Source organism: Faecalibacterium tardum (assembly GCF_040096515.1).
GTDB classification, from domain to species: domain Bacteria; phylum Bacillota; class Clostridia; order Oscillospirales; family Ruminococcaceae; genus Faecalibacterium; species Faecalibacterium tardum.
In genome coordinates this window covers 11,713-32,397 of record NZ_JBBMEO010000005.1, presented here as the reverse complement: position 1 = coordinate 32,397, position 20,685 = coordinate 11,713, and the positions used below count along the sequence as shown (strand labels likewise).

18 protein-coding genes are annotated in these 20,685 nt (G+C 62.6%); 2 read left to right on the top strand and 16 right to left on the bottom strand.

The window, feature by feature from the left end; translation table 11 throughout:
- Position 1: 1 nt before the first annotated feature.
- From WMO44_RS05465 to rsmD, 16 genes are all read right to left on the bottom strand, one after another.
- Entirely contained in the window at positions 2 to 952 is a 951-nt protein-coding gene (locus WMO44_RS05465) for a beta-ketoacyl-ACP synthase 3 (RefSeq protein WP_349151997.1), read from the bottom strand.
- Positions 949 to 1,908, bottom strand: coding sequence for an acetyl-CoA carboxylase carboxyltransferase subunit alpha (locus tag WMO44_RS05460; protein WP_118657862.1), 960 nt, complete (start codon positions 1,906 to 1,908; stop codon positions 949 to 951). The genes WMO44_RS05465 and WMO44_RS05460 overlap by 4 nt, the downstream gene beginning before the upstream one ends.
- A 14-nt stretch (positions 1,909 to 1,922) precedes the next feature.
- A complete protein-coding gene (gene accD / locus WMO44_RS05455; RefSeq protein WP_097778494.1) occupies positions 1,923 to 2,780 on the bottom strand; it encodes an acetyl-CoA carboxylase, carboxyltransferase subunit beta in 858 nt (285 codons plus the stop codon).
- 21 nt (positions 2,781 to 2,801) lie between these two features.
- Positions 2,802 to 3,029, bottom strand: a complete 228-nt coding sequence (acpP, locus tag WMO44_RS05450) for an acyl carrier protein (RefSeq protein WP_015537410.1) — start codon at positions 3,027 to 3,029, stop codon at positions 2,802 to 2,804.
- Between the two features lie 243 nt (positions 3,030 to 3,272).
- A complete protein-coding gene (locus WMO44_RS05445; RefSeq protein ID WP_097778493.1) occupies positions 3,273 to 4,751 on the bottom strand; it encodes a UDP-N-acetylmuramoyl-L-alanyl-D-glutamate--2,6-diaminopimelate ligase in 1,479 nt (492 codons plus the stop codon).
- A 23-nt stretch (positions 4,752 to 4,774) separates the two neighbouring features.
- Positions 4,775 to 6,349, bottom strand: coding sequence for a cell division protein FtsQ/DivIB (locus tag WMO44_RS05440; RefSeq protein WP_349151996.1), 1,575 nt, complete (start codon positions 6,347 to 6,349; stop codon positions 4,775 to 4,777).
- A gap of 34 nt (positions 6,350 to 6,383) precedes the next feature.
- Positions 6,384 to 7,511 carry an undecaprenyldiphospho-muramoylpentapeptide beta-N-acetylglucosaminyltransferase gene (gene murG / locus WMO44_RS05435; RefSeq protein WP_349151995.1) on the bottom strand — a complete coding sequence of 376 codons (1,128 nt, stop codon included), beginning with the start codon at positions 7,509 to 7,511 and terminating at the stop codon, positions 6,384 to 6,386.
- A 55-nt stretch (positions 7,512 to 7,566) separates the two neighbouring features.
- Entirely contained in the window at positions 7,567 to 8,880 is a 1,314-nt protein-coding gene (locus WMO44_RS05430; protein ID WP_349151994.1) for an FtsW/RodA/SpoVE family cell cycle protein, read from the bottom strand.
- Positions 8,881 to 8,908: 28 nt separating this feature from the next.
- Positions 8,909 to 9,904, bottom strand: a complete 996-nt coding sequence (locus WMO44_RS05425) for a glycosyl transferase family 4 (RefSeq protein WP_349151993.1) — start codon at positions 9,902 to 9,904, stop codon at positions 8,909 to 8,911.
- 28 nt (positions 9,905 to 9,932) lie between these two features.
- The gene (locus WMO44_RS05420) at positions 9,933 to 11,315 is read right to left on the bottom strand and encodes a UDP-N-acetylmuramoyl-tripeptide--D-alanyl-D-alanine ligase (protein ID WP_349151992.1); all 1,383 of its coding nucleotides are present in this window, start codon (positions 11,313 to 11,315) and stop codon (positions 9,933 to 9,935) included.
- Positions 11,316 to 11,421: 106 nt separating this feature from the next.
- The gene (locus tag WMO44_RS05415; RefSeq protein ID WP_349151991.1) at positions 11,422 to 13,899 is read right to left on the bottom strand and encodes a penicillin-binding transpeptidase domain-containing protein; all 2,478 of its coding nucleotides are present in this window, start codon (positions 13,897 to 13,899) and stop codon (positions 11,422 to 11,424) included.
- Positions 13,900 to 14,013: 114 nt separating this feature from the next.
- Positions 14,014 to 14,493: a cell division protein FtsL gene (locus WMO44_RS05410; protein ID WP_349151990.1), complete on the bottom strand. Its 480-nt coding sequence runs from the start codon at positions 14,491 to 14,493 to the stop codon at positions 14,014 to 14,016.
- Positions 14,494 to 14,532: 39 nt separating this feature from the next.
- A complete protein-coding gene (gene rsmH / locus WMO44_RS05405) occupies positions 14,533 to 15,498 on the bottom strand; it encodes a 16S rRNA (cytosine(1402)-N(4))-methyltransferase RsmH (protein ID WP_055185495.1) in 966 nt (321 codons plus the stop codon).
- Between the two features lie 37 nt (positions 15,499 to 15,535).
- On the bottom strand, positions 15,536 to 15,955 hold the full coding sequence (mraZ, locus tag WMO44_RS05400; RefSeq protein WP_112120925.1) for a division/cell wall cluster transcriptional repressor MraZ: 420 nt from the start codon (positions 15,953 to 15,955) through the stop codon (positions 15,536 to 15,538).
- A 228-nt stretch (positions 15,956 to 16,183) separates the two neighbouring features.
- Positions 16,184 to 16,645 (bottom strand): ATP synthase subunit B family protein, encoded by a 462-nt coding sequence (locus WMO44_RS05395; RefSeq protein WP_349151989.1) that lies wholly within the window; start codon positions 16,643 to 16,645, stop codon positions 16,184 to 16,186.
- The gene (rsmD, locus tag WMO44_RS05390; RefSeq protein ID WP_097778484.1) at positions 16,642 to 17,217 is read right to left on the bottom strand and encodes a 16S rRNA (guanine(966)-N(2))-methyltransferase RsmD; all 576 of its coding nucleotides are present in this window, start codon (positions 17,215 to 17,217) and stop codon (positions 16,642 to 16,644) included. Before rsmD ends, WMO44_RS05395 begins: the two co-directional genes overlap by 4 nt.
- A gap of 188 nt (positions 17,218 to 17,405) precedes the next feature.
- Here rsmD and WMO44_RS05385 point away from each other — a divergent pair, with 188 nt between their 5' ends.
- The gene (locus WMO44_RS05385) at positions 17,406 to 18,026 is read left to right on the top strand and encodes a flavodoxin family protein (protein ID WP_349151988.1); all 621 of its coding nucleotides are present in this window, start codon (positions 17,406 to 17,408) and stop codon (positions 18,024 to 18,026) included.
- A gap of 231 nt (positions 18,027 to 18,257) precedes the next feature.
- The gene (locus WMO44_RS05380; RefSeq protein ID WP_349151987.1) at positions 18,258 to 20,648 is read left to right on the top strand and encodes a glycoside hydrolase family 2 protein; all 2,391 of its coding nucleotides are present in this window, start codon (positions 18,258 to 18,260) and stop codon (positions 20,646 to 20,648) included.
- The last annotated feature ends 37 nt before the right edge of the window (positions 20,649 to 20,685 follow it).

The window sequence follows — 20,685 nt, the reverse complement described above, 5'->3', positions numbered from 1 at the left end:
TTTATCCTTTATACTCCACGATCATGCCGCCCCATGTCAGGCCGCCGCCAAAGCCGATGCAGGCAAGGGTCTGGCCGGGGTGCAGCTGGCCGCTCTCAGCCAGCTCGTTCAGCGCCACCGGGATGCTGGCAGCACTGGTGTTGCCGTGGCGATCCATGTTTTTGTAGAACTTTGCACCGTCGGCGTGCAGCGCCTTGACGCAGTGGTCGATGATGCGGCTGTTGGCCTGATGGCAGACCACCCAGTCCAGCCCGTCCAGTGTAAGGCCGGTCTCGTCCAGTACGGTGTGCAGGCACTTAGGCAGGGCGTCCACCGCAAAGCGGAACACTGCCCTGCCGTCCATGCTGATAGGTGCCGAGCCTGCGCGGCTGGGGCCGCCGGCATGGATGGCGGCATCGCCCCGGGCGCCCAGCGTGATGGCAAAGGGCGCGGAGGTGTCGGTCAGTTCAAACACCGCCGCACCGGCTCCATCGCCGAACAGCACACAGGTGGAGCGGTCGGCGGGGTCCATCAGGCGGGAGAGCGCCTCTGTGCCGATGACCAGCGCGTACTGCCCGCCCAGCGTAGCCAGCAGGCCGCGCGCCACCGCCGTGCCATACAAAAAGCCGGAGCAGGCGGCGTTCACGTCCAGTGCAGGGCGGTTTTCCGGCAGCGCCAGCGCCGCCTGCACCTGACAGGCCACGCTTGGGGTGGCATCCGGCGCGGAAAGGGTGGCGCAGACGCAGCAGGCAATGTCTGCCGGGGCAAGGCCGCTGCGCTGCAGCGCCTGCTTTGCGGCAGCAATGGCCAGTGTGGCGGCGTTTTCACCCTCGGTGCAGTAGTGCCGGGTGCGGATGCCGGTGCGGGTGGTGATCCACTCGTCGCTGGTATCCACGGTGCGGCTCAGCTCTTCGTTGGTGACCGTGCGGCCGGGCAAAGCCCCGCCGGTGGCGATCAGACGCAAACCCTTCATGCTTTCCTCATTTCTCCGATCTGACGGAATTTCTGGTAGCGCTGCTCGGCCAGCTGACGGCCATTCATGCGGGCAAGGCTGCGCAGCTGACGCCGCAGTGCCTCGTCCAGATCACCGAACAGTACCCCGTGGGCGCGCTGTGCGCCGCCCACCGGCTCCGGGATGATCTCCTCCACGATGCCGTCCTTGTACAGATCCTGCGCGGTCAGCTTCATGATCTCGCAGGCTTCGCCGCTGCGGGAGGAATCCTTCCACAGGATGCTGGCAAAGCCCTCAGGGCTCAGCACCGAGTAGACGGCATTTTCCAGCATGAGGATACGGTTTGCCACACCCAGCGCCAGTGCGCCGCCGGAGGAGCCCTCGCCGGTGACCACTGCGATCACCGGCACGGTCAGGCCGCTCATCTCCATCAGGTTGCGGGCAATGGCTTCGCCCTGTCCGCGCTCCTCGGCGTCCTTGCCGGGGTATGCGCCCGGGGTGTCAATGAAGGTGATGATGGGACGGTCAAACTTTTCGGCCTGCTTCATCAGGCGCAGAGCCTTGCGGTAGCCCTCCGGCCCGGGCATACCGAAGTTGCAGCGCAGGTTTTCTTCCAGCGTGCTGCCCTTGCGGTGGCCGATGACCGTGACCGGCTGGCCGTGGAACAGCGCCACACCGCCCAGAATGGCGGCATCTTCCTTGCACTGGCGGTCGCCGCACTGCTCAAAGAAATCGGTGAACAGTGCATCCACGATCTCGTCGATGTGGGGGCGCTCCGGGTGACGAGCCAGAAAGACCCTGTCCTCTGCGGTCAGCGCTCCGCAGCCGGACAGCAAAGCGTCCTCCTGTGCGGAAAGCTCTGCCAACTCGGCAGCGTGGTTGGTGATATCGGTCATGTTCTCGTCCGCCGGGTCGCCGCGCAGGGCGGCGATCTTTTCATCCAGCGGTGCGAGCTGTTGTAAGATGTCCTTGATCATAAGGCGCTCCCTCCTCAGGCGTGCAGACGCAGCAGCTGCGCCAGTGTTTCGCGCATCTCGGTACGGGGCACTACCTTGTCCACAAAGCCGTGCTCGTACTGGAACTCGCTGCGCTGGAAGCCTGCGGGCAGCTTTTCGCCGATGGTCTGTTCAATGACCCGGGGGCCCGCAAAGCCGATCAGCGCCCCGGGCTCTGCCAGCATAATATCGCCAAGGCTGGCAAAGCTGGCGGTCACGCCGCCGGTGGTGGGGTGGGTCAGCACGCTGATATACAGCCCGCCCCGGGCAGAGAACCGCTCGATGGCGGCAGAGGTCTTTGCCATCTGCATCAGGCTGAAAATGCCCTCCTGCATCCGGGCGCCGCCGCTGGCCGAGAAGATGATCAGCGGCAGGTGCTTTGCGGTGGCGTGCTCCACGGCGCGGGTGATCTTTTCACCCACAGTGGTGCTCATGCTGCCCATAAAGAACCGGCTGTCCAGCACTGCTGCCACCACCGGGGTGCCCTCGATGCGCCCCGTGGCGGTGATGACGGCTTCCTTCAGGCCGGTCTTGCCGGTCTGTGCTTCCAGCTTTTCCGGATAGCCGGGAAACTGCAGCACATCCTGCGGTGCAAGGTCGGCATCCAGCTCCCGGAAGCTGCCCTTGTCAAGGATCAAGCTCAGGCGGTAGTACCCGCCGATGGGCAGGTGCACCCCGCAGTTGGGGCAGACGTACTGCGCCTTGTTCCAGATCTGGCGGGTGGCGCGGCGTCCGCACTTTTTGCATTCCACGAACTGCGGGTCGTTCCACACGGCACCCGCATCCCGCCGGGCTTTCAGCTGGAAGGTGCGCTCCCGCATACTGCCCGGCAGCAGGTCTTTGATACTGTTCATCGCGTTTCGCCTCTGTCAGCCTCAGACATGGGCATTGATGTAGTTGAAGATATCGCCCACGGTCTTGAGGTTTGCCAGCTCCTCATCGGGGATGGACACGCCGCAGGCCTCTTCCAGCGCCATGTTCAGCTCCACAGCGTCCAGGCTGTCGGCCTCCAGATCCTCGGTCAGGCTGGCCTCCATGGTCACCTTGTCCTCATCGCAGCTCAGGGTATCGACAACGATCTTCTTCATTTCCTCGAAAGTCATGGTAGTATTCTCCTTTATGTTTACTGTTTGTGTTTAATTATTTACCTAAAATTTGTGAGGTATCGAACACGACCATTATAGCCAAACCGTCGGATAAGTCAATGGTTTTAGTTAAAGATTTTTATCTTTTACATTTTTGTCACAGTTTGCTTCCTTTTTATATAGCCCCCTGCACAGGGCGCAAAAAAGCCGCTGCACAGTGCTTTGTGCAGCGGCTTTTCCCGCAATAATAATATTATTTTCTTATTCCAGCCCGATCTGCTGGGCATATTCTTCCAGCAGCTCCCGCTCAAGGAAGGGGGTCTTGACGCCCTCGCGGTCGCGGTAGGTCTCATGCCCCTTGCCGATGACGGCGATCAGATCGCCCTCCTGTGCGTGATCCACTGCGTAGTGCAGCGCATCCAGACGGTCGGGGATCTCCACGAACTTTGCGTCCGGGTTGCCCTTGTTCATGCCTTCGCGGATGTCCGCAAGGATGTCCTCCACCTTTTCAAAGCGGTTGTTGTCCTCGGTGAGGATGGAGAAATCGGCCATCTTGGCGCAGATCTCGCCCATGCCGTAGCGGCGCAGTTTGGAGCGGTTGCCGCCGCAGCCAAACACCACCACCAGACGATGGGGCTTGTAGGCGCGCAGGGTGGTAAGCAGGCTCTCGGTGGATACCTCGTTGTGGGCGTAGTCCAGCAGGATAGTGAACTTTTTGCTGATGGGCACCAGCTCCACACGGCCCTTCACCACGCACTTGCCCAGACCGTCGTGGATGGCGGCATCCGGCAGACCCAGCACCTTGCCCACGGCCAGCGCAGCCAGCGCGTTGTACACGCTGAACTCGCCGGGCATATTCACCTTCACGTCCATCTCGTCCTTGCCGGTAACGTGGAAGGCAACGCCCAGAAAATCGTGGGTGCGCAGCAGTTTGTAGCCGGTCTCGCGGTAGTCGGCCTTTTCATCGCGGCCGTAGGTCACCAGCTTGCAGGTGTGGCCCTCCAGCAGGGCGGCGGTGTTCTCGTCGTCGATATTCACCACGCCCACGTCGCAGCGCTTGAACAGCTGTCCCTTCCAGCTGCGGTACTCCTCAAAGGTCTTGTGCTCACCGGGGCCGATGTGATCCGGCGAAAGGTTGGTGAACACGCCCACATCGTAGTGCACGCCCGCCACGCGATCCATCATCAGACCCTGACTGGATACCTCCATCAGCGCGGTGTCGCAGCCGGCGTCCAGAAACTCCCGGAAGGTCTTTTGCAGCTCGTAGCTTTCCGGGGTGGTGTTGGCGGTGTCCTTGTGGCGTCCCATATAGTAGATGCCGTTGGTGCCGATCATGCCCACCTTGCGGCCTGCGGCCTCCAGCACGCTTTTGATCATGTGGGTGGTGGTGGTCTTGCCCTTGGTACCGGTGACGCCGATCATGGTCATCTGGCGGGCAGGGTTGCCGAAGAGGTTGGCGCTCATCAGCGCCATGGCATAGCGGCTGCTCTCCACCTTGACCACGGTCACCCCGGGCATGGCGGAAAGGTCGATGTCGTGCTGGATGACCAGCGCGCTGACCCCCTTGGCGGCGCAGTCGGCGGCAAACGTGTGGCTGTCCCGCTGGGTGCCCACGATGCACACGAACAAAAGCCCCGGGGCAGCCTTGCGGCTGTCGTAGATGATATCCGCGATCTCAGTATCCAGACTGCCCTGCACAAGGGTAAAGGGCACGCCTTCCATCAGTTGTTCCAGCTTCATACAGTCTCCTCCAAAAAGCTTCTTTACATGGGGTTTTCTTCTTCGTTGGCCGTCATGCGGTCAGGGTGGGTCAGGGGCAGCTGCTCGGTGTCCGCGTCAGCTGCCGGTTCGGTGGTATCAGCAGCATCCGCGCTTTCCGTGCTTTCCGTGCTGTCGGCGGTGTCCTCTGCCGGGGCGGGTTCCTCGGCCTTGGGCGGCACCACATAGCCGGAGGGCAGAGTAGGCTCGCCCTGTGCAAAATAGATCTTGCGGGTGCTGCTGGCGCTGGTATGGCTGAAATCCAGCCGCCCGGTATCGGTGGGGCCGCAGCCCTTGCCATCGGCGTTGGTCAGCACATAGCGGGCACGGTCCAGCTTATAATCCAGATCGTTCAGCGTACCCAGCAGCACGCTGATGCGATCCTGATACAAAAATGCGAGCTGCTCGGTGTCTGCCACTTCCAGCCGCGTCACGTCCTGCGACAGGCCGTATTCCTCCAGCTTGCTGCGCAGTGTGCGCAGCGCTTCCATGCGGGCGGTCTCGGTGCTCACTGCACTTTCGCTTTCGGCGGTTTCCGACCCGGAGGCGCTTGCCGCGTCCGCATCGTCCACGAACCAGAAGCCCTGTCCCGGGGTGGTATCCTGCAGCTTTCCGCCGTACAGGGTGCAAAGCCCCTCGGGCTGGGTGCTTTCCTCGGACAGGATCTTCCATTTGTCCGAGATCACAAGCCATTTATTGCCGTTTTGCACCGCGTAGGCGGGCACGGCCTCGGTCACCTGCACCACCACGGTGTTGGGGTAGTCCCGAATCACCTTGATGGAGCCCAGCAGTGGGAAATTCTGCTCCAGCACAGCGGCCTTTTCGCCGGGTTCAAAGCTGAAGATGTTCTCTTCCAGCTGCACGCCCATCTGCTGTAAAATGCTGTCTGCGGAGTAGCCCGCGATCTCGGTCACCTGCTTGCCGTCCGGGGTCTGCACCTGAATGGAGTTGATGCGGAACAGCATGGTCATGGTCAGGTAGATACCCGCACCAATGACGCACAGCAGCATGGCAAAGGCGGTCAGGCGGCGCAGCATCCGGCGGCGGCGCAGGGTAGCGCGGGTCACCTTGCGCTTTTTGCGCTGCTCCCGCCGGGCAGGGCTCTGCTGCGGGGCGCTCTGCGCCGGGCGCAGGCGCTGATTTTGGCTGGCTGCCGGGTGCTGCCGGTTCGGATGGTTTTGCGCGTTCTGGTTTTTCCGGTTGTTCTGCCCGCTGCGGGCATTGTTTGCCGGGCGGCGCTGCTTGCCGCCAGACTTCGCGTTTTTGGGTCTGCTGCCCGCCGGGCGGCTGCCAGAGGGGTACTGGGTGGTATTGCTCCTCTGCCCCTGCGCCGGGCGGCGGGTCTGGGACTGAGTGGGGAACTGGATGCTGTTATCTGCCCGGGAGGAGCGCACGCCGCCGTTGGCGCTGCGGGAGGGCGGGCGGCTGAGCGGCTCGCCGTTGTAGCCGTAGCGGCTGCTGCCGGTGCTCCGGGGCGTAGGGTCCTGCGAAGGCGCAGAGGTGCGCGCCACATCCCGGTTCAGATCATAGGGTCTCGTGTTCCGGGGTCTGCCGTTGCGGTCACGGTTCTGCTGCATCATTCGCACCTTCCTTCTTGTTTATTCCACGTCTGCATCACGGGGTCTTGACCAGCTTGAGCAGCGCCGCAGTGATGCGGTCCAGACTGTCGTCCACCGACAGGCTGCGGGCGTTTTTGCCCATTTCGGCCAGCTTGCCGGGCTGTGTCAGCATAGTAGAAACAGTCTGCACCAGCTTTTCGCCGGTCAGGTCTTTTTCTTCAATGACCACAGCCGCCCCGGCCTTTTGCAGCTCCATGGCGTTGTAGTACTGGTGGTTCTCCGCCACATTGGGGCTGGGGATCAGCACAGCGGCGCGTCCCACGGCTTCCAGTTCGGCCAGCGTCAGCGCACCGGCGCGGCTGATGACGAGGTCTGCCGCTGCCAGCAGCTCCGGCATATTGTTGATGTATTCCTTTACCACAAGGCTGTCGCCGGGGGCAAAGCCCTTCTGCTTTTGCAGCTGCTCAAACAGCTGTACGCCGTACTGTCCGGTGGCGTGCAGGTGCAGCACCGGCTTGTGCTCGTGCTGCTCCCAAGCGCAGAGGTCTGCCACCACCTCGTTGACCCGGCGTGCACCCAGACTTCCGCCGAAGGACAGAATGACGGTGCGGTCGCCCGCACCCAGCTGTGCACGGATGGCCTCGCGATTCGCGGCCTGTACAAACACCTCCGGCCGCACGGGATTACCCACCACAAGGGTCTTGTCCGGTGCGCCCAGCTTTTCCACAGCGGCGGGCACAGCGGCAAATACGATATCCACATCCGGGGCCAGCAGCTTGTTGGTCACACCGGGAAAAGCGTTCTGCTCATGCAGAGCGGTGTGGATGCCCATTTTGGCGGCGCAGCGCACCACCGGGCCGGACACATAGCCGCCGCAGCCGATGACAAGATCCGGCTTTACCTCTTTCATCATGGCCTTGGCCTTAGGGCCGGAGAGGGCCAGATTCCACAGGGTAATGATATTGCGCTTGATGTTGTGCAGGCTGAGCTTGCGCTGGAAGCCGGTGATTTCGATATGGTGGAAGGGGTAACCCGCCTGTGTGACCAGACGGTACTCCATGCCCTCCTTACGGCCTGCAAAGTGGATCTCGGCGGTAGGGTCAGCCTTTTTCAGAGCACCGGCAATGGCCAGTGCGGGGTTGATATGTCCGGCGGTGCCGCCGGCTGCAATGAGAACACGCATGGTGATTCCTCCTTATAAACGCCCGGCCTGCGGCCGGGCGGGCTTGCGGTTTGTTTTACTGTTCTGTGCGGGCTGCACGGGCAGAGGCCAAGTCAATGGTCTTGCGGGCAAGTTCTGCTTCCCGCTCAGCGCGGGCGGCTTCCCGCTGGGCACGCATCTGCTCCCGCTGCTGCGCCACCCGCTCGCCGTTGCGGCCTATGTTCACCATCACGCCCATTTCTGCCAGCAGCAAAATCAGGCTTGTGCCGCCGGAGGAGAAGAAGGGCAGGCTGATGCCGGTGTTGGGCAGGGTGTTGGTGACCACGGCGATGTTGCAGAACACCTGCCACGCGATCTGTGCCATGATGCCGATGCCCACCATGGTGCAGTACAAATTCTCGGCCTTATAGGCGATGAGCAGACCCTGCACGATGAACAGCACGAACAGCACGATAATGAGTACTGCGCCGATGAAGCCCAGCTCCTCGCACACCACACTGAAAATGAAGTCGTTGGTGCTTTCCGGCAGCCAGAGCTGCTTTTCCACGCTGTTGCCCAGCCCCAGCCCCTTCAGCCCGCCGGAGCCGATGGCGTAAAGGCTCTGCACGGTCTGGTCGGTCATCTTGCTCAGATCCTGTGTCCAGCCGTCCAGACGCTTTTGCAGGTAGGGGATGGAGTCCACATGGGAGAGCAGCGTTTCCAGCAGGGCACCTGCCGTGATGGCACCCGCCCATGTCAGCACACCGCCGCTGCCGGACAGCAGCAGGATGGTGCCCACCACCGCCACCGTCAGCACGATGCCGGACATGTGCGGCTCCATCGCCAGCAGGATGACCACCGGTATAAGGGGCAGCACCGGCACCACCAGCTGCTTCCACACCCGCACCCGCAGCCACTCCCCGGGGGTAAGCAGGATGCGGCGCTCCGGGTCCAGCCGCTCCACCTGCGGCGCTTTTGCCGCAAGATGGGAGCTGAACAGGATCATTTCAAACTTTGCCACCTCGGAGGATTGCAGCGTAAGCCCGCCGAAGCGGATCCAGCGGCGGCAGCCGTTCAGAGGGGCCATGGTCAGGGTGACGGCCAGCATGGCCAGCACGATGATGTAGCCCGGCACCACCATCTTGCGCAGAAAACGGTGATCCATATAACTCATCAGAAACATACAGGCCAGCCCGATCATCATGCACAGCGCCTGCTGCTTGATGTAGTGGAAGCTGTCGCCCATGCGCAGGTAACCGGTGGTGTAGCTGGCGCTGAACAGCATCACCAGCCCAAAGATCATAATAACAGCCAGCGTAGCCAGCCAGTCGATCAGCAGCCGGGACCACGGGCCCGGGTCTCGCTGGAACACCGACACCGGCGCTCTGTGTTTTTTGCGGATAGTCGCCATCTGCGCTCCCTTCCCTCTCTGTGCCCGGTCAGCACCAGCGCAGCAGCGCCAGCGCCAGCACATAGCCGACAGCGCTCAGCGCAAAGCTGCACAGGAACACCGTCTCCGGGCTCATTTTATGCTTTTTTACCCAGCAGCGCAAAGGCTTGCCGGTGCGCTTTGCACACAGCAGCTGCGCTGCCAAAAGACCGCCCGCCACCCAGAAGGGCAGCGCCAGCGGCACGGTCAGGCTGGTCATGTCCAGACTGAGTGGGATACAGCCGACAGCACCCGCCGCCAGCAGACTGCCGCAGCAGCCCACCCCCAGCCTTGCCGGAGGGAACGCCCACAGCCCCAGTGCCACCAGTGCCCCGGCCAACGCTCCGGGCAGCACCGCCAGCCCGGAAACGCCCAGACCGGCTTCTACCATCATCAGCGCCAGCATGGCCACAAAGGCCGCACCGCACACCGCGCCCTCGTCCCGCTCGGCGATGCGGGCGCACTCGGCCAGTGCCACCATGAGCACCGCCCACAAAAAGGGCACGGCGCTGCCCAGCAGCACATACCCCGCCCCGGGCACGCCCATCCCCCGGGGCAGACAGCCCGCTGCCCGCAGCAGCAAAAGAACGAATGCCGCGGCCAGTGCTTCCAGCAAAAGCCGCACGTTCCGCCGCAGCCCCAGCGCCGCCGGGCTGCGCATCCGGGCAAGATCCTCTGCAAAGCCCACTGCCCCAAAGGCAAGGCTCCCAGCCAGCGCCGTGAGCAGCCGCGTCATCAACCGGCCTTCGCTGCCCAACAGCTCCGGCTGGCCTACGCAGGCGGCAAGCCAGCCCACGCCCACCGCAGCCACCGTGCCCGCCGCAGCACACAGCCCACCCCACAGCGGGGCGCGCAGGGGTGCAGGCCGGGGCTGCTCAGACTGTACCGGCTGCTGTTGTTGTTCGCGGCGTTCCAGCACCCGCCGCAGCGGAACAAACAGGCTGCACAGGGCTGCCGTAAGGGCAAAGCCCAGCACCACCGCCGCTGCCAAGGCGAAACGCTCCATAGATCAGACACTCCATTTCGCCAAATAGTTATACTTCCGTTTCTTTATGCTCTGCGTAGAAGATATCCAGCACTTTTTCCAGTGCCATGCCGTGGCTGGCCTTTACCAGAACGGCATCGCCGGGCTGCACCCGGCTCAGCAGGGCATCGGCAGCCTCGCGGTAGCTGTCCGCGTGCAGGGTCTCTACCCCCTTAGCCGCAGCCACCACAGCGGTGCGCTTGGCCTGCTCGCCGTAGGTGATCAGGCAGTACAGCCCGCTCTCGGCGGCAAGGCGTCCCAGCTCCTCGTGTGCTTCGCGGCTCAGCTCGCCCAGCTCCAGCATATCGCCCAGCAGGGCAAAGCGGCGCTTGCAGGGGAAATCTTTAAACATCGCCAGCGCAGCCTTCATGCTGTCCGGGTTTGCGTTGTAGCAGTCCTCGATGACGGTCACGCCCTCGCTGTCCACCACCTTCTGGCGGCGTCCGGTCTGCTCAAAGTTGGAAAGCCCATGGATGACCCTCTTGGCGTCGCACCCCAGACGGGTGGCGGCGCAGTAGGCAGCCAGTGCATTTGCTACATTGTGGCGTCCCATGGCGGGGATGTTCACCACAAAGGTGCCGTGCTCCTGATCCTCCAGCACAAAGCTCATGCCGTCGGTCTCCTGCCGGATGGACAGGGCGCAGACGTCTGCGTTTTCATCGCTCAGGCTGAACCACACCGGGCGCACATGGGCGGGGAGCGCTGCCTTGCGCAGGAAGGGGTCGTCGTAGTTCAGCACCAGCGGCGCACCCTCCGGCAGACCGTTGCAGATCTCCAGCTTTGCCTTGCAGATGTTCTCCTGACTGCCCAGATTGCCGATATGGGACACGCCGATGCAGGTAATGATGCCCACATCCGGCCGTGCTGCCCGCGCCAGACGGTCGATCTCGCCCGCGTGGCTCATGCCCATCTCGATGACCGCGTACTCGGTGCTGCTTTCCAGCCGCATCAGGGTGCGGGGCATGCCCAGCTCATTGTTCTGGTTGCCCTCGGTCTTGATGGTCTCGCCAAAGCCGCACAGGGCGGCGTAGGTCATCTGCTTGGTGGTGGTCTTGCCCACACTGCCGGTCACACCCACCATTTTGGGGTGGTACTGGCTGCGGTAGTTTGCGCCCATCACCATCATGGCGTGGTAGCTGTCCGGGCAAAGGATGGCCTTTTCCTCCGGCACACCGGGCACGGGATGGTTGACCACCACATACTCCGCGCCCTGCTCCAGCGCACGGGCGGCGAAATCATGGCCGTCGAACCGCTCGCCGGGGAAGGCCACAAAAATGCAGCCGGGCTTTACCTCGCGGCTGTCGGTGGTGACCAGTGCCACCTCCGGGTCACTGGTCAGTTTTCCGGCAGGCACCAGCCCTGCCAGAAGCTTGCTTGCATGGATCTTTTCCATTGTTCTATCCCCTCTCGTTCTATTGAATGCTGCACCCTCATCCGTCACCGCCTTGCGGCAGTGCTTTATGCTGAAAGCCTTGGGCGAAGATGCCGAAAAAGCTGTTTTACCCACAGGTCAGGGTGATGATGGTGCCGCGCTGCACGCTGGAGCCGGGCTCGGCGCTTTGCGCCTGCACCGTGCCGCTGCCCTCCACCACGCAGTTCAGCCCGGCGGCGCTCAGCATCTGGCGGGCAAAGTCCGGGCTCTTGCCTGTCACATCCGGCACCTCGGTGTGGCTGCCCTCGTAGGTATCGGTATACAGGTAGATGGTGGTGCCGTAGGGCACCTTTGCGCCCGCGTGGGGGTACTGGTAGGTGACCGGGGCAGCAGACTGGCTGCTCTGACTCTCCTGCAGCTGATGCTTCAGGCCCTGAATATTCAGGCTTACCTGCGCGTTGCTCCACTCGGTGCCCACAAGGTTCGGCACGGTAACGATGGTGCCGCTGCGGTCCTCGCCGTCGGTGGCGATGCCCAGATAGGGAGCCACCTCGCTGATGATATTGCCCGCCACAGGGGCTGCAAGGATGGAGGAGTAGTCCGTCCGGGCGTTGTTGGGGTCGTCCAGCATGACGTAGACCAGAATTTCCGGGTCGTTGGCGGGCAGCACCGCCACGAAAGAAGCCACCTTTTTATAGTCGCCATCGGCGCGGCGGTGCATATTTAGCTGCTCGGAAGTACCGGACTTGCCGCCGATGCGGTAGCCGGACACATAGGCGTTTTTGCCGCCGCCGGTGCCGTTGCCCACCTCGTACTCCATCATCTCCCGGATGACCTCGCTGGCGCTCTGACTGATGACCTGACGGCGCACGTTTGCGCCGATCTCCTGAATGACATTGCCGTTGGCATCGGTGATCTTATCCACCACATGAGGGGTGACCAGATACCCGCCGTTGACAGTGGCTGCAATGGCGGTGCACATCTGCAGCGGGGTGATGGCCATGGCCTGACCGAAGGAGGAGGAAGCCAGCTGCACCTCGCCCAGCTGATCGGCGCGGTAGTACTGCATAAAGTTGGTCTCGCTGGGCAGATCCACCCCGGTGCGGGCGGTAAAGCCGAAGGCATCGAAGTAGTTATAGAACTGCTGCGAGCCGACACGCTGCCCCAGTTGGATGTAGTAGATGTTGCAGCTCTTGCGCAGCGCCTCGGCCATATTGAGCAGGCCGTGCGCCTTGCGCCCTGCGCAGTGGTAGGTCTCCTTGGCAACACCGTAAGCGCCGGAGCAGGTAAAGGTGGTGTTCATGGTCGCCACGCCAGAGTCGATGCCCATGGCGGAGGTGATGACCTTGAACACAGAGCCGGGGTAGTACAGCTCGGTGATGGCCTTGTTTTTCCACAGGATATCCCGGTAGTAGCCGGAATAGTCCGCTTCCTCGTCCAGAATTTTGTTGCCCTGTTCATCGGTGATGTAGTTGCCGTCGGCGTCCTTTTTATAGACGCCGTAAAGCTCCGGCTCTGCGTGCACCAGCTCGTTGAGATAAGCCTCGTTGGCGGTGTAGTTCAGCGGGTCGTTGGGGTCAAAGTCCGGCTTGGAAGCCATGGCAAGGATAGCGCCGGTCTTAACGTTCATTACAATGGCGCAGCCGCGGTTTTCCACCGTATTGGCTGCAATAGCTTCGTTCAGGTACCGCTCCGCGATCTCCTGCACGTTCACGTCCAGCGACAGCACCAGATTGGAGCCGTCCTTGGCGGCAAAGGTGGTAGCGTTGGCGTCTGCAATGGCGTTGCCCACCGCGTTGCGCTGGGTGATGGTGCGGCCATCTACACCGGCCAAGGTGGACTGGTAGGATTTTTCCAGTCCGTAGGTGCCGACGCCATCCGCATCCGTAAAGCCCAGCACCGCTGCGGCAAAGGCACCGTAGGGGTAGTTGCGCTGAAAGCTCTTTTCCGAGGACACTGAGATGCGCCCCTTGCGGGAGGTATCGGTGGCCTTTTTGTGCGTCTTGTTGAAGCTGGTGACGTACTTTTCAATGGAAAGCTTCACCGCGTTGTTCACCTTGGTTGCAAGGGTGACGTAGGCAGAATCCAGCCGGGAAAGTGCATCGTAAACGGTCTGGTACTGCTGCTGATACTCTGCCGAGGAGGTGTCCACGCTGTCCATGCTTTCGCCGTCCCCGGAGAGCAGACGCAACGTCAGCTCCCGGCTCACCTCGGCACACATGGCGGGGTCCAGCGTTTTGGTCACGGTGTCGTCATCGTTGGTCTTGCTGGTATAAAGGATGCTGCTGTAACTGGGGTCTGCCCAGATGGTCCACACCACGCTGGTGGAGGCAAGGGTGATGCCGGAAGCATCATAGATCTCGCCGCGGGTGGCCTTGATGGTGGTATCCAGCAGCTGCTGCTGGGCGGCGTACTGGCGGTACTCTGCCCCGTGGATGATCTGGATATTATACAGGCTGCGGATGACGATGGCTGCTGCCACTACCACCGCAAGGATGCCCAGACGGCTGCAAATCCGCCGCACCCGGCTGTCCAGCCGATCCCGTCCGGTGGCCGGACGCAGGCGGTAGCCCCTGCTTTTTTTGTTACGGAAAGGTTCTTGCATTGGTTCTCTCCTGCGGGGCGTGCACTGCATTCCGCACGCCCTGCGCTGTTATTTGTTCAGACTGCGGTGTCCATAAACCGAAAAAAGCGTGCGCTGCCGCACGCTTTTTTCGGTTTATCTCACGGTGCCCAGAATGTTCACCGCACCGGTGTACAAAAAGTCGGTCCATTGCCGCACGGTGGATTCCCGGCGCACCAGTGCGCCGCTTTCGCCCAAGCGGATGTAGGTGATCTGGCTGGGGTCCACCTTCATCAGACCCAGCCGCCCTGCGGTCTCCTCCACGCTGGCAATATTGGTCTTGCTGTTCAGGGTGCTGTTGTAGTAGGTATACTGGCTCTGCTCGCTGACCAGCTGCGCCTTAGTGGCTTGGATCTGGTCGTTCAGCTCCACCAGCTGTGCCTCGCTCCACAGCAGACTGATGGCAAAGCCCACCAGCAGTGCTGCCGCCACCAGATTCATGGCGTTATGTACGGCAGCCTGCAGCGGGTTCAACCGCCGCTTGCCGCCCTTTGCTACCCGCAGGTTTGCTTTGCGCTGCGGCTGCGGTGCCCTGCGGCGGCGCGCCGCATTACGATCGTATGCTGGCTGACCCATGGTTTCTCTCCTCCTCACAATGCCGGTGCTTCCGGCATCTCAGCATTTTTCCAGTACACGCAGGTGGGCGGAACGGCTGCGCCGGTTCTCCTCCAGTTCCTGCGTATCAGCTTCAATGGGTTTACGGGTGATAAGCTTTGCCTTTGCCTTGCCGCCGCATACACACACCGGAAACTCCGGCGGGCAGGTACAGGCCGTGGACCAGCGGCGGAATTTGTTCTTGACCAGCCGGTCCTCCAGAGAGTGGAAGGTGATCACGCACAACCGGCCGCCCGGTGCAAGGTGATCGAAAATGGTATCCAAGCCCTCTTCCAGCGCGTCCAGTTCGTGGTTCACTGCAATGCGCAGTGCCTGAAAGGTGCGGCGGGAGGGGTTCTTGTTTTTGCGGCGCTCTGCCGGGGGCATGGCGCTTGCTACGATATCTGCCAGCTGCAGGGTGGTCAGGATGGGAGCGGTTTCCCGCGCCTCCACGATCTTTCCTGCGATCTGCCACGCATAGGGCTCCTCGCCGTAATCCCGCAGGATGCGGGCCAGCTCCTCGCGGCTTTCGGTGTTCACAAGGTCTGCGGCGGTCTCGCCCTGCTGGCTCATACGCATATCCAGCGGCGCATCCGCCCGGTAGGAAAAGCCCCGGGCGGCATCGTCCAGCTGGTGGCTGGAAACGCCAAGATCCAGCAGTGCGCCGTTGATCTTTTCAATGCCCAGCTGCTCCAGCGCCTGTCCCGCATAGCGGAAGTTAATCTGCACCACGGTGGCAGGCAGCCCGGCCAGACGGGAGCGCGCGGTCTGCACCGCGTCCGGGTCCTGATCCAGCGAAATGAGCCTGCCGCCCTTTGCGGCGTCCAGCCGCAGGGCGATCTGGCGGGAATGTCCCGCGCCGCCGGCGGTGCCGTCCAGATAGGTGCCCGCCGGGTCGATGGCAAGCCCTGTCAGGCACTCGTTCAGCAAAACGGGGATATGCTCAAACGAGGCCGGGTCAAAGGGCTGCTGTTCTTCAAAGGCCATTGGCACGGCCTCCTTTCTCGGTTTATTTTTTTTTGCATCAGAGGTGCAGCTTGCGCAGCCGCTCGGCGCGCTGGTCGTTGGTCACGGCGGCGCGGCGGGCGTTCCAGACTTCGGTGGCCCAGATCTCGGCGTGGTTGCGGTTGCCGATGATGGTCACGTCCTTTTCCAGTCCGGCGTAGGCGCGCAGCTCTGCGGGCAGCAGGATGCGTCCCTGCTTGTCCGGTGCCACCTCGCAGGCGGTGCTGAACAGGTCGCCGGAGATCGCCCAGCTGTCCATCAGTTCATCGCTTTCCAGCTTGTCCGCCAGCCGCTCCACTTCTTCCATGGGCAGTGCGAACAGGCAGCTGTCCACCCATTCCAGCACCACGAAGCTCTCGCCCATGGCATCGCGGAATTTTGCGGGGAAGTTCAGCCGCCCCTTGGCGTCGATGGTATAATCATAACGGCCAAAAAACACGCGCTGCTCCCCCTTTCAGGGGCGTTTTCAGGGCGTGTGCCCTACTTTTACCCACTTTGCCCCACCGATACATCTTTATTGTAGCAAATCAAGTTCGTGAATGCAAGGGTTTTTGGGCGGCTTTTGGCCGCAAAAATCCACAAAAAAAGTCCCTGTGAGCCGTCATTTTTGCTCACAGGGACTGCGTTTTCCGCAATATGTGGAATTTGTGTGGAAAGTTGGCCGTTATCAGCCGTTTTTCTTGGCATTCTGGCGCAGGCTGTTACGGATGTTTTTGACCTGTGCGGCGTTTTCCACCATGGTGTCCTCGGTGGTGCGCAGCATGTTCTCGCAGTAGTCGGTCACGGTCTGGCGCAGGGTGCGCGCCTCGGTCTGGGCTGCGGAGGTGATCTCAGAAGCGCGCTGCTGGGCGGCCTTGACGATCTCGGCGTCGCTGACCAGAATGCGGGCGCGCTCCTCGGCCTTTTTCACAATAGCCTGTGCCTGTGCGTTGGCGCTGTCCACGATCTGTGCCCGGTCGTTCACGATCTGCTGCGCCTGCCGCAGCTCGCCGGGCAAAGCCGCCCGCACATCGTCCAGATAATCCCGGATCTGTTCCACATTCACGATGCGCTTGCCGCCGGAAAGGGGCACGTTTGCGCTCTCTTCCAGTGCATCCTCAATGGTATCCAAAAGTTCGTTCACGTTCATAAGGCTTCTCCCTCCTGCTCAGCGGCGGGCTGCATGGGCTTTGTGTACTTCCACAGCAGCACCTTGCCGTATTTATACTGCTTCTGCAGGGTCAGACTGCCCGCCTGCGCGGGCAGCACGATGCCTGTTTCGCTCTCGCACAGCACGATGCCGCCGGGGGCAACGCACTTTTCCACGGCAGGCAGGATCTTTTCCAGCGTACCGCCACGGAAGGGCGGGTCCAGCAGCACCAGATCGAACTGCTCCCGGCAGGCCGATAAGAACCGCGCAGCCTCGCCGATATTCACCCGGCTGCGGTCGAACACGCCGCAGGCCTTGCAGTTGCGCATCACGATGCTTACGGCCTCCCGGTTCTCGTCCAGAAAGACGCACCGGGCCGCACCCCGGCTCAGCGCCTCGATGCCCAGCTGGCCGCTGCCGGCATACAGATCCAGCACCCGGGCCCCGGGCAGGTCGAACTGTACGATGCTGAACATCGCCTCCTTCACCTGCGAGAGGGTGGGGCGGGTCACATCGGTGCCGGGCAGTGCTTCCAGCCTGCGGCCCCGGGCTTCTCCTGCGATCACGCGCATGATGTTACCTCCTTGCCGTAGCTGCCGCCCCCGCGGCAGCCGGTTTGAACTCTTTCGTATCCTTTATTATCTCCCAACTGCATAGCATTGTCAAGAGCCCGCATTGCGCTGCGGACGGCTTTGTGCTACAATCATAGCAGCAATCTTGCGCATTTTACGGCGCATTTCAGTAAAGGAGAGTATACAGCATGAAAGTTCTGCTCATCAACGGCAGCCCCCACGAGAAGGGCTGCACCTACACCGCCCTTTCCCTCATCGCCGGGGAACTGAAGGCGCAGGGCATTGAAACCGAGATCCTGCACGTCGGCGGTCAGCCTGTGGGCGGCTGCATCGGCTGCGGCGGCTGCCGCAGCGGCAACGGGTGCGTGTTCGGCGGCGTGGTCAACGAAGCCATCGAGAAGGCCAAGACCGCCGACGCCTTTGTGTTCGGCAGCCCGGTGCACTACGCCTCCGCTGCGGGCAACATGGCCAGCTTTATGGACCGTCTGGCCTATGCGGGCGGCAAGTATCTGGCCTACAAGCCCGCCGCCATCTGCTGCTCTGCCCGCCGCGCCGGTACCACCTCCACCCTTGACCAGCTGGTCAAATACCCCCAGTTCTTCCACATGCCGCTGGTCAACGGCTCCTACTGGGCCATGGTGCACGGCTCCAACCCCGAGCAGGTGCTGCAGGACGCCGAAGGCTGCGCCGTGATGCAGGAGCTGGGCCGCAACATGGCATGGCTGCTGCACTGCATCGAGGCCGGTAAGGCCGCAGGCATCGACCACCCGCAGAACCCGCCCCGCCCCATGACCAGCTTTATCCGCTGAGGTATGAATAAATTTGGAGCCCCGAAACGCCGCTGGCGTTCCGGGGCTCCATTTCTATGGGCGATTTTATACAATTTTTCCAAGCATTTCTTGGGCAACCTGCCAGCGGCAGCTTCCGCGCACTACAAAATTTCTGCTGAACCGGCGCAAAAGGGGCGTGAATGCTTTTTTCGTTCATAACTTTGTGATACCATACCTCTATAAGCCTATCACTCAGACGGAGATCCTGCTATGGAACACTACGATTGGAACGAGGGCTGGCTGTTCGCCCCCACCTTTGACCCGGCGCTGGTGCGCCCGGAGTGCCCGGAGCTTTCCCTTACCCCGGTGCGGCTGCCGCACACGGTCAAGCCCCTGCCCTATAACTACTGCAATGAAAACGACTACCAGCGTCTGTGCGGCTACCGGCGGGAGTTTTTTGCGCCCAAGGAGTGGCTGGGCCGCACCGTGCTGCTTACCTTCGGGGCGGTGGCGCACGATGCCACCGTGTTCTGCAACGGGCGGCGGGTGTTCCACCATGGCTGCGGCTACACCGCCTTTACGGTAGACCTGACCGGTGCGCTGCAACTGGGGCAGAAAAACGTGGTGGCTGTGCGCTGCGACAGCCGGGAGGATCTGAACATCCCGCCCTTCGGCGGGCAGCTGGATGCGCTGACCTACGGCGGCATCTACCGCGCCGTCAGTCTGGACATCAAGGAGCCCGCCTACCTGCGGGACGTGTTCATTGAGGCCAAGGCCGAGGGCGATTTCCGCATCTACACCGCCACCGTGGGCGAGACGGTCGGCTGCACCCTGCAGGCCGAGATCCGCAGCCCCGCCGGGAGCCGGGCGGTGTACAGCGGCGAGCTTTCCCTGCCCATCACCGGCACGCTGAACAACGTGCACCCGTGGAGTCTGGAGCACCCCACCCTGTACACCCTGACCGTGCGGCTCATCCGCCCCGGCACCGGCGGTCTGCCCGACCGGGTGCTGGACGAAAAAACGGTGCGGTTCGGCTTCCGCACCGTGCAGTTCGTGGCGGGCGGGCTGTACCTGAACGGTCAGCGGGTGGAGCTGCGCGGCCTTGACCGGCACCAGAGCTACCCGTATCAGGGCTACGCCATGCCGGACAGCATCCAGCGGCTGGACGCCCAACTGCTGAAAAAGGAACTGGGCTGCAACGCCGTGCGCACCTGCTATGCGCCCCCCAGCCCGGCGTTTCTGGACGCCTGCGATGAACTGGGTCTGCTGGTGTTCCCCGAAATGCCCGGCTGGCAGCACATCGGTGACGAAGTGTGGCAGGCGCAGGCGCTGCAAAACTGCCGGGAGATGGTGTGCCAGTACCGCAACCATCCCAGCATCTTTTTGTGGGGTGCCCGCATCAGCGGCAGCCCCGACAACGAAGCCTTTTATAAGCGCACCAACGAAGCCATCCACCGGCTGGACCCCACCCGCCCCACGGCGGGCACCCGCAGCGCCCGCAAGAGCCAGCTGCTGGAGGACGTGTACGCCTACAACGATTATTCCTACGCCGGGCGCGGTACAGGCTGCGAGAATCGCGCCGCCGTGACCCCCGACACTCGCAAGGGCTACCTCATCAGCGAGTTCGGCGGACAGAACTTCCCCGCCAAGCCCTTTGACGATGAACCTCACCGTCTGGTGCAGGCGCTGCACCACGCCGCCGTGCTGAACGACAGCATTGCCCAGCCGGGCGTGGCGGGCAGCTTTGGCTGGTGCATGACCGACTACAACACCCACCGGGAATTCGGCAGCGGCGACCGCATCTGCTACCATGGTGTGATGGATCTGTTCCGCAACCCGAAGCTTTCTGCCGCCGTCTACGCCAGCCAGAAAACGCCCCGTGCGCCCTCCGACATCGTGCTGGAGGTCTCCTCTGCCATGACGCTGGGCGACCTGCCCGGCGGCGCAGCCGCCGCCTGCTGGGTGTTCACCAACGCCGAGAGCGTGCGGCTGTACCGCGGCAATGACTTTGTGGCCGAGTTTGGCCCCGACCGCCGGGGACGCTTTGCCGCCCTGCCCCACCCGCCCATCGAGATCAACGATTTTGTGGGCTCGCTGCTGGAAAAGTACGAGGGCATGGATCACGCCACCGGCGCACAGGTCGCCGCCATCCTCAACGAGCTGCGGCGGGACGCCATGGCGCTTTCGCCCCTTTCCAAGGCGCGGATGCTCTCGCTGCGGCTGAGCTGGAACGAGCTGCTGCGGATGTATTATAAATACATCGGTGTGCTGGGCAGCTCCGCGCCGGTGTACCGGTTCGAGGCGGTGTGGCATGGCCGTGCCGTGCGCACTGTGGTGCGGGAGCCGGTGCAGAGCGTCCGGCTGGAGTGCACTGTGCACAACCCCCTGCTGACCGATGGCCCCACATGGGACTGTGCCGCCGTCAGCCTGCGCGCCATCGACCAGAACGGTAACCTGCTGCCCTACTGCGGCGAGGCCGTCTGCCTGTCCGTGGAAGGGCCGCTGAAAATTCTGGGGCCTAGCGTGGTGCCCCTGCGGGGCGGCATGGCGGGCACCTACCTTGCCACCACCGGCGAGGCCGGACGCGCCGTGCTGCACTGCCGCATGGAAGGCGCGCTGGACACCGAAGCAGTGCTCACTGTGCGCAGCCGGGAAGGGTAGACTCACCTAAAGTCCGTCCTTTCATGATAGATTTGCA